A 13,247-nucleotide genomic window follows, 5' to 3' on the forward strand; every position below is an offset into this window, starting at 1 on the left:
CCAATACTGATTCCGCGCGTGGCCATTTTGCGCCATGTCGCGCCGCAATCTCACCCATCATTTAGTCGGCTTGACCGAATTGCCGTGATGGCGGCTTGGTCACGATCGCGAGTGGAATGTGCGGTGCGCGAGTACAGGCGGCCAAGGCGCGACCGTGGATCGAAGCGGGAAATGTTCCTGGGGAGTGGTGCCGCAAGAGGGACTCGAACCCCCGACCCCGTCATTACGAATGACGTGCTCTACCAACTGAGCTATTGCGGCGAACCGTTCGGCAACGGCCTGATCATTCGCGCCACCTGATATCGGGCATGACCCCGATTGGCAAGGAAAACGCGGTTATTGAACCACACACCTGACATCTAACCGCGAATTAGCTTCCCAAACGTGACAGAAATCCGCGCCAACCGCCCACCTGGGCCTTGGGCGGGCCGATTTGTTCCGCAAACTCGTCCACCGCACCGTCCTCGTCGACCCCGGGGTCGTCAGGGGCCCGGATGATCGGGATCACGGCCGGAATGGGCGCCGGCGGCGCCTTGGGCAGGTCGGTCCGGGAACGGAACAAGGGGGCCGGCGCCGGAGGCGTTGATTCGGCCGCCGGCGGCGGAGCAGGCTCCGGTGCTGGAGTGCCGTCCGAAGCGGGGGCCGGCTCGGCCTCGATGGCTGCCGGCAGCGGGGCGTTATCCTGCACGGTCGGCGTCGCAGGCTCGACGGGCTTGAGTTCAGTTGGCTTGAGTTCAGTTGGCCTGGGCTCAGTTGGCTTGGCTTCGACCGCCTCAACCGGCTTGGCTGCCTCCGGCGGCTTGGCCGCCTCGGGCTCGATGGCCACCTCCTTGGGCGGCTCGACCCGGCGCGGCGCCAGCATCGCCTCCTCGAACGGCGAGGGCTCGATCGCATGGCCCTTGTCGGACGGCAGCGCCGCCACCGGCGTCTGCCATTGGAAGGCATCGAGACGGCCGGTGACCGGCGACACCGGACGCCAGCGATCCGAGACATAGCCGTCCGCGGTCCAGGCCGGATCGTGCAGCGCGCGCACCGCGCGCAAGGTCCAGGCCCGCGCCCGGCCGCTGTCGCCATGCTCGGTGCGCTCGATCTCGGCCATCAACAGCGCAACGCGCTGCGTCGGTGCCGCTGTGAACGGCTCCAGCGCGGCGCGCGCTTTCGCAAACTCGGACGCATCGATCGCGGCGCGCGCGATCGCCAGCGCGCCCTCGATGTTGCCGGGCGTCTTCGCCGCCAGCGTCTCGACCCGCACCAGGCGCTGGCGCGCGGAATCGCCGAGCCGCACATGCGAATAGGCGTCGGCGAGATCGGGGTGCGGCTGCGCCAGCCACGCGGTCTCGACGATGCGCATCGCGCGGCGCACCTGATGCGCCTCGCTCTCGAACTTCGCTGCGAGCACCGCAGCCGGGATCAGTGTCGGCGCCAGTTTGAGCGCCTCCATCGCGCTCGAGCGCGACAGGTCGCGATCGATGGTCTCGAATTCCAGCGCGCGCGCCGTCAGCAGCACGCCGCGCTGCCGCCGATAGGTCGCCTTGTCGATCAGTCCGGCAGTCTGGTTGTTGTCGATGATCGACAGCGCGCCGGCCCAATCGCCCTTGGCGCAGCAGAAACCGAGCACCGCATGCGAAGCCCACGAGGACGACGGTGACATCTTCAGCGCTTCCTCGGCGATCATCACGGCCGCCACCGGATCGTCGGCGCGCTGCGCCTCGATGAACAGGCCGCGCAGGCCGAGCAGCCGCGTGTCGGCGCGCTCGGCCATGGCACGGAAGGCACGCTGCGCGCCGTCGCGATCACCGTCGAGCTGCGCGGATTGCGCGTGCAGCAACAGCGCCAGCGGATCGCCGCCTGCGTGACGCCGCGCCACCTCGGCATGCGCACGCGCCGCCGAGGAATCGCCATGCCCGATCGCGAGCAGGCCTTGCGTGATGGCGTGACGGCCGCGGGCGTGGCGCCGCTCGCGCCGGCCGCGGCGGATGTGCCCGGGCACCTTCCACAGCGCGCGCAGGATCACGCCGACGACCATCGCGACGACGATGACGAGGCCGAGCAGGTACATCGGCTGCTTGGACGTCAGGCGCAAGCCGCCCCAATTCAGCACGAGATCGCCGGGCTGATCGGCCAACCAGGCGGCACCCGCTGCAGCGAGCGCGATCAGCAGCAGGAACAGAATGATCCGGATCATCAAGAACCTATTGCAAGCATCTATTGATTGACCGTGGCGAGCGCCGCCATGGCGTTGTCGGCAAATTTCCGCGACGCGTCGAGCGCGGCGCGGCGCGCGTCCACCTTGGCGAGCCAGGGTTGCGCCGCGGCGCGATCGGCCGGCGGCAACGACTTCAATTCGCGTTCGGTCAATGCGAGATCATTATGCACGGCGGCCGATGTCACGCGCGCGACGATGCTGCCGCGGTCAGTGCCGGTGCCGTCGGTCCGCTCGATGCGGATCAGCTTGGACGCGCCGGCCTGCAGACGATCAACCAGCCCGGCGCTGGCTGCCGCAGCTTCCGGCGGCGGCGGTGCGAGTTGCGGCACGATCTCGATCAGCTCGCGGCATAGTTTATTCGGATTCGGCACGCCCGATGCAGCGAAGACGTCGAGCGGTTTCAGCAGGTCGGGATTGTCGCTGATCGCTTTGGCAGCCTCGAGCGCCGAGGCGTAGGGATCTCCGTGACGCACCGCGACGTCGAGCAGCGATGCCGCGACGACGCGGCGCAGTGGCACATCATCTGCCTTCGCCTCGGCCTTGGTGTCGGCGATCTTGCTGTCCTGCCTGGCGATCGCGGCACCCTGCGCCTTCACCGCACCCTCGACCTTGTCGATGCGCGCCGTGATGCCGGAGATGTCGGGCGCAGCCGCGCCATCGCGCGGCGCGGCCTTCGCGTCATTGACCGCAGCGGCAAGCTTGTCGGATTGCGTCCGCGTCGCGGCGAGCTCGGTGCGCAACGCGGCGATCGACTTGTCGAGCGCCTCGAGCCGCGCCGTTGCCGCGGGATCGGCGGCCGCGGCGACCGGCCGGCTGGCCTTCGACTCAAGCGCACTGATACGCGTGCCGAGCTCGTCGACCGTTGCGGCATTGGGCTGCGGCGCGGACGCCGGCGGCACCGCGGGCCAGCCGAGCAGCCAGCCGACCCCGATCACCAGCGCTGCGGCGATCGCGCCCGACACCGGCGCCACCACCCAGGGCGACACCGGCCGCGACGGCTCGGCATCCGGCGCGGCGGAAGCGGCCTCGGGCTGCGGCTCTGCATGAGGCGCAGGATCGGGATGGGGCTCCGCCTCGGGCGCAGCCGCCTCCGCTCCTTTGTCAGCGTCGTTGACGGCTTCCGCGCTGCCCTCGGTCTTCGACGGCTCGCTGGAGATCTGGGTCGCCTGAAGATCGATGGTCGGCGGCGCGCGCTTGGGCCGGGAATCCGGCGAAGGTCCTGTGTCGTCGGGCCTTTCTTCAGCCATCGCGAGGGTCCTCAAAACTATTGGCCGCACATTGTACCAGAATCGGCGCCAGTTCTTAGAGCACGATCCGAAAACCGGAGCATTGCCTAACATCATGGTCTGACGAAAGAATTATTCCGCTCGCGGCCTCATCGTGCGGTCGAGCGCCTCCAGCAGGGCGTTTTCATCCGGGCGCGCCGCCACCACCACCTTGGTCGCGCCGGCGTCATGGAGCACCGCGGCGACCGCGGCCGAGATGCAGCATTGCGGCAGCGCGAGCGCCGAAATCTCCAGGCCGTCGGCCCGGATGGTGTCCAGGAACGCCTGCGCGCTGCGGCGGGAATAATGCAGCACCGCCGTGATCCGGTTCGCCATGAAGGCGTCGCTGACCTCCCTTGGAAGAGCGGCCACCGGCGCCATCCGGTACGTGGTGTGGGTGACAACCGTCAGCCCCTTTTCGGTGAGTTCGCCGGCGAGATCGCGCGACAGGTCGGCGCCGGCGAGATAGAGCAGCGTGGCGGACGCCGGCAGTTCGCCGGCCTCGACCCGCGCGAGCACGAGATCGCGCAGCGAGATCGCATCGCCCTTCGCCACGATCACCCTGTCGAAGCCCGCGGCGCGTGCGACATCGGCGGTATGCGCCCCGACCGCGAACAGCGGCAGCCGCAGCAGCCGGCTGGCGCCGAGATCGATCGCGCGCGGCGCATTGGCGCTGGTCAGGATGACCGCGTCATAATCCGCATCGTCGTCATGGAACGGCAACGGCTCGAAGCGCAGCACCGGTGCCGCGATCGCCTCAAAGCCGCGTTGGCGCAGCGACGCGAGCGTCGCTTCATTGTCCGGATGCGGTCGTGTGACAAGGATGGTCACGGGGTCAGGCCTCCCGCATTACGAATTGGCCCCTGCAGATTGGACCTTGGCGACCGATTGCACTTTGAGACCTCGCAATGCTACCCCGGAGGGGACATTTGATGAGCATGATCTTGCCGGAAACCGGTTCCGGCCTGTCCGGATCATGCTGGTAGCACAAGGGCCGAAATTGGGACACGAACCACCGATGCTGGTGTTGGGGATCGAGACCACCTGCGATGAAACCGCAGCCGCCGTGGTCGAGCGCCAGGCTGACGGGCAGGCGAAAATCCTCTCCAACGTCGTACGCTCGCAGACCGACGAGCACGCCCGCTTCGGCGGCGTGGTGCCGGAGATCGCGGCGCGCGCCCATGTCGACCTGCTCGACGGCATCGTCGCCTCCGCGATGAAGGAGGCCGGCGTCAGCTACGGACAATTGTCGGCGGTGGCGGCCGCCGCCGGCCCCGGCCTGATCGGCGGCGTGATCGTCGGTCTGACCACGGCGAAGGCGATCGCGATGGTGCACGACACGCCGCTGATCGCGGTGAACCATCTCGAGGCGCACGCGCTGACGCCACGGCTGACCTGCGCGCTGGCGTTTCCCTATTGCCTGTTCCTGGCCTCGGGCGGCCACACCCAGATCGTCGCCGTGGTCGGCGTCGGCGAATATGTCCGGCTCGGCACCACGGTCGACGACGCGATGGGCGAGGCGTTCGACAAGGTGGCGAAGATGCTGTCGCTGCCCTATCCCGGCGGACCGCAGGTCGAGCGCGCGGCCGCCGGCGGCGACCCGACGCGGTTTGCGTTTCCGCGCCCGATGCTCGGCCGTCCGGATGCGAACTTCTCGCTGTCGGGATTGAAGACGGCGGTGCGCAACGAAGCGAGCCGGCTGGAGCCATTGGAGCCGCAGGACATCAGCGACCTCTGCGCGAGCTTCCAGGCCGCGGTGCTGGAAGCGACCGCGGACCGGCTGACCGTCGGCTTGCGGTTGTTCCAGGAACGCTTCGGCACGCCGCGCGCGCTGGTCGCGGCCGGCGGCGTCGCCGCCAACCACGCCATCCGCAGCGCGCTACAGGATGTCGCCGCGAAAGCGCAGACCACGCTGATCATTCCGCCACCGGCGCTCTGCACCGACAACGGCGCGATGATCGCCTGGGCCGGTGCCGAGCGGATGGCGCTCGGCCTCACCGACACGCTTGAAGCACCGCCGCGGGCACGCTGGCTGCTCGATGCCAACGCCAAGGCGCCGGCCGGCCACGCCAACAGCCGCGCCGGATATTGAGCCGAGGGGTCCGATGCCCGCGCATATGTCAGTCAGCGTGATCGGGGCCGGCGCCTGGGGCACGGCATTGGCCGAGGTCGCGGCGCGCGCCGGACGCAAGGTGACGCTGTACGCGCGCAATGCCGAGCATGCGGCGCAGATCGAGGCGACGCGAATCAATCCGAAGCTGGCCGGCGTCCGGCTTCAGCCAAGCATCGCGGTGACGTCGGATATCGCCGCCGCGGCGCGCGCGGACATCATCCTCGCGGTGACCCCCGCGCAGCATCTGCGCGCGGCGGTCGGGCATCTCGCGCCGCATCTTGCGCCTGCTACGCCGGTGATCGCCTGTGCCAAGGGCATCGAGCATGGCACGCACAAATTCATGACCGAGGTGGTCGCGGAAGCCGCGCCGCGCGCCGTGCCCGCGATCCTGTCGGGACCGAGCTTCGCCGACGACGTCGCGCGCGGATTGCCGACCGCCGTGACGTTAGCCACCGGGGACGAAGAGCTCGCACGCGCGCTGGTGCAGGCGCTCGGCTCGGCGACGTTCCGGCCCTACCACACGTCAGACGTGCGCGGCGTCGAGATCGGCGGTGCGGCCAAGAACGTGCTGGCGATCGCCGCCGGCATCGTCGTCGGCAAGAATCTCGGCGCTTCCGCGCTCGCGGCACTGACCACGCGCGGCTTCAGCGAGCTCGCACGGCTGGGCCGCGCCTGCGGCGCGCGCACCGAAACCCTCGCTGGCTTGTCGGGGCTTGGCGATCTCCTGCTCAGCTGCTCGACCGCGCAATCGCGCAATTTCGCGCTCGGCCTCGCGCTCGGGCGGGGTGAAGCCGCGCCGGTCGGCAAGCTCGCCGAAGGCGCGTTCACCGCGCCGGTGCTGTGCGAGCTCGCCGCCGCGCAAAAGGTCGATATGCCGGTGTCGAATGCGGTCGCCGCGATCCTGAGCGACCGGTTGACGATCGATGCGGCGATCGAAGGCCTGCTGACGCGGCCATTCAAGGCCGAGTAACGCGCCTCACGCGGTCGCGAAGGCGACGAGATCGTTTAATCCCGATCCGATTCCATCGGGCACGACGCCGAGCTCCTCGACGGTCGCATGGGCGCGATTGATCCAGAAGGTTGGATAGCCGAACCACTTCGCTCCAGCGACATCCCAGCCCGCGAACGCCGCAAAGACGATCTCCTCTTTGCGCAGAGCGAAGGCATCGACACCCATCTGATAGGCGCGGGCGTCGGGTTTGAAGGCCTGAACCTTGTCGGTCGAGAGGTGAGGCTCGAACAGTCCCTCTAGCCCGGAATTCCTGACCACTGCATCAAGCATCGGCGCGGTGAGGTTCGAAAGGAACGCCATGCGCACACCGGCCTCGCGGAGTTGCCTGAGCGCCGGCAGAACATCGGGCCACGCCTTCAGCTCCAGATATGTCTGCATGAGACGGTCGCGCTGTTCCGGTGACAGCTCGATCTTCGTAGCCTTCGCTGCGAAGACCAGCGCGTCCTCGGTGATGCGCCAGAAATCGGTGTAGCGTCCGCCGAGAGTCCTGAGCCAGCCATACTCGAACTGCCGCGTTCGCCAGGAGGCGCTCAACTCGGCACCCTTGCCCGGAAACATCTCCTCCACGCGCGCAAATACCGGACGCGGATCGATGATTGGAAAGCCGTCGAAAGCAATGGCCTTGAACGGTGGACGGCCTGCGGTGCGGGCCTGGTGCGACAGCACGGCCGCCGCCGCAACGGAAGCTGCGGTCAGGGCGGTGAAAGTCCGGCGATTCAGAAGCATGTGATCTCCTGCAAGACGAGGAGCCACTCGATCACAGGAAAAACGTCACGGCACAATTGCCGGATTCCGGCACAGATCATTCCAGATTTGAGAACAATCAACGCCTGCAGGCCTCTCTTCACGGACTGAACCTGCCGTACTAGCGTAGCTAGCGAACCGTCGGATCCCGGTCGAACAATCGAGAAACGGGTCCCAAGGAAAAACCCATGCGTCAACCGCATCGCGCCATCCTCCTCATCAGCTTCGCCATTGCCGTCGCCGCCCCGTCCATCGCAGCCCGCGCCCAGACCGCCGCCTCCTACGACGACCTCGCAAAGATCGAAGCGGCCGCCAATGCCGACAACGGCAAGCGGGTCGCACCGCTTAAATCGATCGGCAACCCCACCACTGACGTGTCCCCCGAGATGCAGGCGATGATCGGCACGCCCTATCCGCCGCACTTCAATGCCGACCCGAAAACCCCGGCCGAATGGAAGGAGTTGATCAATCGCCGCGCCAAGGAGGCCATCGCGAATATTCCGGCGATGAAGGCGAAGCTCGGCGTCAAGGTCGAGGAAAGCAGACTTGCCGGCGTGCACTGCTACATCGTGACGCCGAACAAGATCGCGCTCGAGAACCGGCGGCGCCTGCTGATCCACGTGCACGGCGGCGGCTACGTGTTCGGCCCCGGCGAAGCCGCGCTGCCGGAAGCCATCATGATGGCCGGCTTCGGCGGCTACAAGGTGATCTCGATCGACTACCGGATGCCGCCGGACTTCCCGTATCCGGCCGCGATGGACGACGCGATGGCGGTGTGGAAGGAAGTTCTGAAATCCCATGAGCGCCACCGGCTGGCGATCTTCGGCACCTCGACCGGCGGCGCGATGACGCTCGCGATGGTGTTGCGGGCCAAGGACGAGAAGCTGCCGCTGCCCGCCGCCATCGCGCCGGGCACGCCATGGTCCGACATCGACAAGATCGGCGACAGCTACGCCAGCAATGAGTGGGTCGACAATGTGCTGGTGACCTGGGACGGCTGGCTCGGCCGCGCGGCCAAGCTCTACGCCAACGGGACCAGCCTGAAGAATCCCTACATCTCGCCGATCTACGGTGACTTCAAGGGTTTCCCGCCGACCATCCTGACCTCGGGCACGCGCGACCTGTTCCTCAGCAACACGGTTCGCACCCATCGCAAATTGCGCCGCGCCGGCGTGATTGCCGATCTCAATGTCTATGAGGGGCAGTCCCACGCGCAGTACCAGATGAACATCGATGCGCCTGAGACCAGGGAGGCGTTCACCGATATCGCCAAATTCTTCGATCGATATCTGAAGCAGTGAGCATGACGTCGGATACCTGCGCTTGTCGTGGGCATCGAGCTGCCTGTAGATTGCCGCGCAATCGGCGATCGAGAACGGGGTAAAGTCGCGATGAATTACTGGCTGGTGAAATCCGAACCGTCGACCTGGTCATGGAATCAGCAGGTCGCCAAGGGTGCGAAAGGCGAGGCCTGGACCGGCGTGCGCAACTTCACGGCGCGGCAGAACCTCGTCAACATGAAGAAGGGCGACAAGGCGTTCTTCTATCATTCCAACGAGGGCAAGGAGATCGTCGGCATCGCCGAGATCATCAAGGAGGCCTATCCCGATCCGACCGACAAGACCGGCAAGTTCGTCTGCGTCGACATCAAGGCCGACAAGCCGCTGAAGACGCCGGTGACGATGGCCGCGATCAAGGCCGACAAGAAGCTCGCCGACATGGCGCTGGTGAAATATTCGCGGCTCTCGGTGCAGCCGGTGACCGCGGAGGAATGGAAGATGGTCTGCAAGATGGGCGGGCTGTAGGCGTCGCAGTAAACTCTGCTGTCGTCCCGGCGAAGGCCGGGACCCATTACCCCAAATGGCGATTGCTGAAGCGAGCTGGGGCCACAGCGAATTCTAATCACGGGCGGCCGTGGTTATGGGTCCCGGCCTTCGCCGGGACGACAGAGAGCCTACGCCCCCGCCGCCATCACCACCTGCGCCAGCAATTGCTCGCGCTTGGACTGGGTGCGGTAGCCGCCCATCGTCGCGGCGAAGCGCTCGAGAATGCCGTCCTCGAACGCGGTGACGATGGTGTCGTGGACATAGCTCTTGCGGCAGATCGCCGGGGTGTTGGAGAGCTGGTCGGCAGCGGCGCGGATCGCGTCCAGCACCTGGCGCTTGCGGCCGCGCTGGCTGGCGGCCGGCGTGATCCGCGACAGCGATTCCACGACGACGGCCGACGCCATCAGGGTGCGGAAATCCTTCAGCGAGATCTTGATGCCGGCGAGTTCGCGCAGGAACGCATTCACCGCGGTGGTCGAGGCGGCGCGCACGACGCCGGAGCGGTCGTAATACTGGAACATGCGCTTGCCCGGGACGTCGCGCAGAATGCCGATCGCGCGCACCAGCTTGGCCGCGTCGCATTCCTTGCGCACGGCCTTGCCGCCCTTGGCCTTGAAGGTCAGCACCAGGGAATCATCTTCCAGCGTGACGTTGGACTTCAACAGCGTGGTGGCGCCGCGGGTGCCGTTGAGGCGGGCATAGGATTCGTTGCCGGGCCGGATCGCGGTGCGCGCGATCAGCTCGATCACGGCCGACAGCGCGAACTCGCGCGTCGGCTCGTCGCCGGAGAGGAACGCCGAGACCTTGCGCCGGATCTTCGGCAGCGCCGCCACCAGCTTGCCCAGGCGATGCGCCTTGCGCTGCTCGCGGACCTTCTCCCAATCGGCGTGATAGCGATATTGCAGCCGGCCGGCCGCATCGAGGCCGACCGCCTGCAGATGCGTGTTCGGATCGGTGGAGTAGCGCACCCGGCGATAGGCCGGCGGCATCGCCATCGCGTGCAACCGGCGAATGGTGCGGGCGTCGCGGACGCGCGAGCCGTTGGCGCGAACGAACGAATAATTCTTGCCGCGCTTGACGCGGCGGATGGTCAACTCGTTCTGGTCGCCGAGCCGCAGGCCGAGGTCGCGCGCCAGATCTTCAACTGACGTCTTGATGGCAGCGGCGGCCGGGGCGTCGAGCTTGATCTTGGACTTGGGTGACGGCTTGGGCCATTGGCCCAGCGCCTTCGCCAGGGCGACAGCGGGATCGGCGGACATGGGCCGCACAGCCGCGATGTTCTGCTGATCCATCATACTACTCGTCAGACGCCTTGTTCCGCTGTTCTCCCGGTAATGCCGTTGCTTCGGGCTTCGTTCCGGTGGGCCGTCCGGCCTCGGATTGGCGATTTAGGGCGTCAGGACCGACATTGCGAGTCGCGAATCGGTTATCTGCGGTTTCTAAATACCTTTCATGGGTGCCATTCGCCCGCTAACCTTGATTTTGGGCTGTCCGGCATCGGTCAAAACAGTGGGAGCCCGGTCCGGGAACCGGGCTTTGGAGGACCGCGGCGACGAAGGGAACCGCCGGAGGCAGGTCAGGGACCGTGTCGTTTCCAGCCCAGTCCCGTGAGGGATACGCCACGGGAGCCGCGCCGGCTCTCCGGCGCGAAATCGTCGGCGCAGATGATCGCGACTGCCCTTCGGACAATTCATCGAAGCGCGCAGTGAGCGGTCCGGCACGATGGGTGTGGGAGCGCCACGTCCCGGCCGGCGTCAACGCACGGCTGCACGCTGTCTCGAGGCTCTTCAAATCGCGCGCCAGATCGATCGCGATCCGCCAATTCTTTCGCGACACCCATCGGGCTCCGACGAGGGCACGAGGCGCAAGCGAGCGAGCGGCGAACGATACCACTACGACCAAGAGACCAGTGACCTCGAGCACACGATGGCGCATAGGTTTCACTCATCAACGAGGCGCGGTAAACCGCCCAATCAGATGTGGCAGCCGGCGCAATGCCCGGCGGCTTCGACGCGACGAAAGTGACAGTCCTTTTTCCTTGCCGGGCCGGAATGCGGCAACGCATAATCGCGGCAATGATCAGGACGGCTTGCCACCGCGTTGTTTGCGATCGGCAATGAGTGGAGGAAAATGATGTCCGAGAAGATCTATGACGTGTCGGCCGATTGGGCCAAGCGCGCTTACGTCAACGACGCCAAATATCGCGAGATGTACGCGCACTCGGTCAAGGATCCCAACGGCTTCTGGGCTGAGCACGGCAAGCGGATCGACTGGATCAAGCCCTTCACCAAGGTCGAGAACGTCTCCTTCGCGCCCGGCAACATCTCGATCAAGTGGTTCGAAGATGGTGTGCTGAACGTCGCCTGGAACTGCATCGACCGCCATCTCGAGAAGCGCGGCGACCAGACCGCGATCATCTGGGAGGGCGACGACCCCTCCGAATCCAAGCACATCACCTACCGCCAGCTGCACGACGAAGTCTGCAAGATGGCCAACATCCTGCGCACGCGGAACGTCAAGAAGGGCGACCGCGTCACGATCTATCTACCGATGATTCCGGAAGCGGCCTACGCCATGCTGGCCTGCGCGCGGATCGGCGCGATCCACTCGGTCGTGTTCGGCGGTTTCTCGCCGGACAGCCTCGCCCAGCGCATCAAGGACTGCGATTCCAAGGTGGTCATCACCGCCGACGAAGGCCTGCGCGGCGGCAAGAAGGTGCCGCTGAAGGCCAATGTCGACGCAGCGATCGAAAAAGTCGGCGGCGTCGATTGGGTTGTGGTGGTGAAGCGCACCGGTGGCGCTGTTGACATGAACCCGACCCGCGACCTCTGGTATCACGAGGCGGCCAAGGTGGTGACCACGGAATGCCCGGCCGAGCACATGCACGCCGAGGACCCGCTGTTCATCCTCTATACCTCGGGTTCGACCGGCACCCCGAAGGGGGTGTTGCACACCTCGGCCGGCTATCTCGTGTTCGCGTCGATGACGCATCAATACGTGTTCGACTATCACGACGGCGACATCTACTGGTGCACCGCCGACGTCGGCTGGGTCACCGGCCACAGCTACATCCTCTACGGACCGCTCGCCAACGGCGCGACCACGCTGATGTTCGAGGGCGTGCCGAACTATCCGGACAATTCGCGTTTCTGGAACGTGGTCGACAAGCACAAGGTCAACATCTTCTACACCGCGCCGACCGCGATCCGCGCGCTGATGCAGGGCGGCGACGAGCCGGTGAAGAAGACCTCGCGCAAGTCGCTGCGCCTGCTCGGCTCGGTCGGCGAGCCGATCAATCCGGAAGCCTGGGAGTGGTACCACCGCGTGGTCGGCGACGATCGCTGCCCGATCGTCGACACCTGGTGGCAGACCGAGACCGGCGGCATTTTGATCACGCCGCTGCCCGGCGCCACCAAGCTGAAGCCGGGCTCGGCGACGCGGCCGTTCTTCGGCGTGGTGCCTGAGATCGTCGATGCCGACGGCAAGACGCTGGACGGCGAGACCTCGGGCAATCTCTGCCTGACCAAATCCTGGCCGGGCCAGATGCGCACCGTCTATGGCGACCATGCGCGCTTCGAGCAGACCTATTTCTCGACCTACAAGAACAAGTACTTCACCGGCGACGGCTGCCGGCGCGATGCCGACGGCTATTACTGGATCACCGGCCGCGTCGACGACGTCATCAACGTTTCCGGCCATCGCATGGGCACCGCCGAGGTCGAGAGCTCGCTGGTCGCGCATGAAGCTGTGTCGGAAGCCGCCGTGGTCGGCTACCCGCACGACATCAAGGGCCAGGGCATCTACGCCTATGTCACGCTGATGAAGGGCACCGAGCCGACCGAGGCGCTGCGCAAGGAGCTCGTCGCCTGGGTCCGCAAGGACATCGGCCCGATCGCCTCGCCGGATCTCATTCAATTCGCGCCCGGCCTGCCAAAGACCCGCTCCGGCAAGATCATGCGCCGCATCCTGCGCAAGATCGCCGAGGACGAGCCGTCGAGCCTCGGCGACACCTCGACCCTGGCTGATCCCGCCGTGGTCGATGACCTCGTGCAGAACCGGCAGAACAAGAAGTAACCCGGCG

10 protein-coding genes and 1 tRNA gene are annotated in these 13,247 nt (G+C 66.4%); 5 read left to right on the forward strand and 6 right to left on the reverse strand.

The features are described 5' to 3' along the window. Positions 1–185: 185 nt before the first annotated feature. From FBZ93_RS11595 to FBZ93_RS11610, 4 genes are all read right to left on the reverse strand, one after another. Positions 186–261 (reverse strand) — tRNA-Thr (locus FBZ93_RS11595). A 109-nt stretch (positions 262–370) separates the two neighbouring features. Beyond that, on the reverse strand, positions 371–2,185 hold the full coding sequence (locus FBZ93_RS11600) for a heme biosynthesis protein HemY (RefSeq protein WP_146986137.1): 1,815 nt from the start codon (positions 2,183–2,185) through the stop codon (positions 371–373). Between the two features lie 20 nt (positions 2,186–2,205). After that, complete coding sequence (locus FBZ93_RS11605; RefSeq protein WP_146986138.1) at positions 2,206–3,453, reverse strand: COG4223 family protein; 1,248 nt, start codon at positions 3,451–3,453, stop codon at positions 2,206–2,208. Between the two features lie 111 nt (positions 3,454–3,564). Beyond that, complete coding sequence (locus FBZ93_RS11610; protein ID WP_146986139.1) at positions 3,565–4,302, reverse strand: uroporphyrinogen-III synthase; 738 nt, start codon at positions 4,300–4,302, stop codon at positions 3,565–3,567. Between the two features lie 187 nt (positions 4,303–4,489). Between FBZ93_RS11610 and tsaD the strand changes: the two genes are divergently transcribed. Further along, a complete protein-coding gene (gene tsaD / locus FBZ93_RS11615; RefSeq protein WP_146986140.1) occupies positions 4,490–5,563 on the forward strand; it encodes a tRNA (adenosine(37)-N6)-threonylcarbamoyltransferase complex transferase subunit TsaD in 1,074 nt (357 codons plus the stop codon). Positions 5,564–5,576: 13 nt separating this feature from the next. Further along, the gene (locus tag FBZ93_RS11620; RefSeq protein WP_146986141.1) at positions 5,577–6,554 is read left to right on the forward strand and encodes an NAD(P)H-dependent glycerol-3-phosphate dehydrogenase; all 978 of its coding nucleotides are present in this window, start codon (positions 5,577–5,579) and stop codon (positions 6,552–6,554) included. Positions 6,555–6,560: 6 nt separating this feature from the next. On the opposite strand, the gene FBZ93_RS11625 is transcribed toward FBZ93_RS11620, so the two are convergent. Then, a complete protein-coding gene (locus FBZ93_RS11625; RefSeq protein ID WP_146986142.1) occupies positions 6,561–7,322 on the reverse strand; it encodes a haloacid dehalogenase type II in 762 nt (253 codons plus the stop codon). Between the two features lie 206 nt (positions 7,323–7,528). Here FBZ93_RS11625 and FBZ93_RS11630 point away from each other — a divergent pair, with 206 nt between their 5' ends. Both FBZ93_RS11630 and FBZ93_RS11635 read left to right on the forward strand, forming a co-directional pair. Further along, complete coding sequence (locus FBZ93_RS11630; RefSeq protein ID WP_146986143.1) at positions 7,529–8,641, forward strand: alpha/beta hydrolase; 1,113 nt, start codon at positions 7,529–7,531, stop codon at positions 8,639–8,641. A gap of 90 nt (positions 8,642–8,731) precedes the next feature. Beyond that, positions 8,732–9,145 carry an EVE domain-containing protein gene (locus tag FBZ93_RS11635; protein ID WP_146986144.1) on the forward strand — a complete coding sequence of 138 codons (414 nt, stop codon included), beginning with the start codon at positions 8,732–8,734 and terminating at the stop codon, positions 9,143–9,145. Between the two features lie 149 nt (positions 9,146–9,294). On the opposite strand, the gene FBZ93_RS11640 is transcribed toward FBZ93_RS11635, so the two are convergent. Further along, complete coding sequence (locus tag FBZ93_RS11640; RefSeq protein ID WP_146986145.1) at positions 9,295–10,461, reverse strand: DNA topoisomerase IB; 1,167 nt, start codon at positions 10,459–10,461, stop codon at positions 9,295–9,297. Between the two features lie 838 nt (positions 10,462–11,299). Between FBZ93_RS11640 and acs the strand changes: the two genes are divergently transcribed. After that, positions 11,300–13,240 (forward strand): acetate--CoA ligase, encoded by a 1,941-nt coding sequence (gene acs / locus FBZ93_RS11645; protein ID WP_146986146.1) that lies wholly within the window; start codon positions 11,300–11,302, stop codon positions 13,238–13,240. Positions 13,241–13,247: the final 7 nt, after the last annotated feature.

This window comes from Bradyrhizobium macuxiense (assembly GCF_007993935.1).
In the GTDB taxonomy this organism is placed as follows: domain Bacteria; phylum Pseudomonadota; class Alphaproteobacteria; order Rhizobiales; family Xanthobacteraceae; genus Bradyrhizobium; species Bradyrhizobium macuxiense_A.

Excerpts from the sequence above, each read along its gene's own strand:
- FBZ93_RS11600 (WP_146986137.1), bottom strand. The coding sequence starts at position 2,185 with ATGATCCGGATCATTCTGTTCCTGCTGCTGATCGCGCTCGCTGCAGCG.
- FBZ93_RS11605 (WP_146986138.1), bottom strand. The coding sequence starts at position 3,453 with ATGGCTGAAGAAAGGCCCGACGACACAGGACCTTCGCCGGATTCCCGG.
- tsaD (WP_146986140.1), top strand. The coding sequence starts at position 4,490 with ATGCTGGTGTTGGGGATCGAGACCACCTGCGATGAAACCGCAGCCGCC.
- FBZ93_RS11620 (WP_146986141.1), top strand. The coding sequence starts at position 5,577 with ATGCCCGCGCATATGTCAGTCAGCGTGATCGGGGCCGGCGCCTGGGGC.
- FBZ93_RS11625 (WP_146986142.1), bottom strand. The coding sequence starts at position 7,322 with ATGCTTCTGAATCGCCGGACTTTCACCGCCCTGACCGCAGCTTCCGTT.
- FBZ93_RS11630 (WP_146986143.1), top strand. The coding sequence starts at position 7,529 with ATGCGTCAACCGCATCGCGCCATCCTCCTCATCAGCTTCGCCATTGCC.
- FBZ93_RS11635 (WP_146986144.1), top strand. The coding sequence starts at position 8,732 with ATGAATTACTGGCTGGTGAAATCCGAACCGTCGACCTGGTCATGGAAT.
- FBZ93_RS11640 (WP_146986145.1), bottom strand. The coding sequence starts at position 10,461 with ATGATGGATCAGCAGAACATCGCGGCTGTGCGGCCCATGTCCGCCGAT.
- acs (WP_146986146.1), top strand. The coding sequence starts at position 11,300 with ATGTCCGAGAAGATCTATGACGTGTCGGCCGATTGGGCCAAGCGCGCT.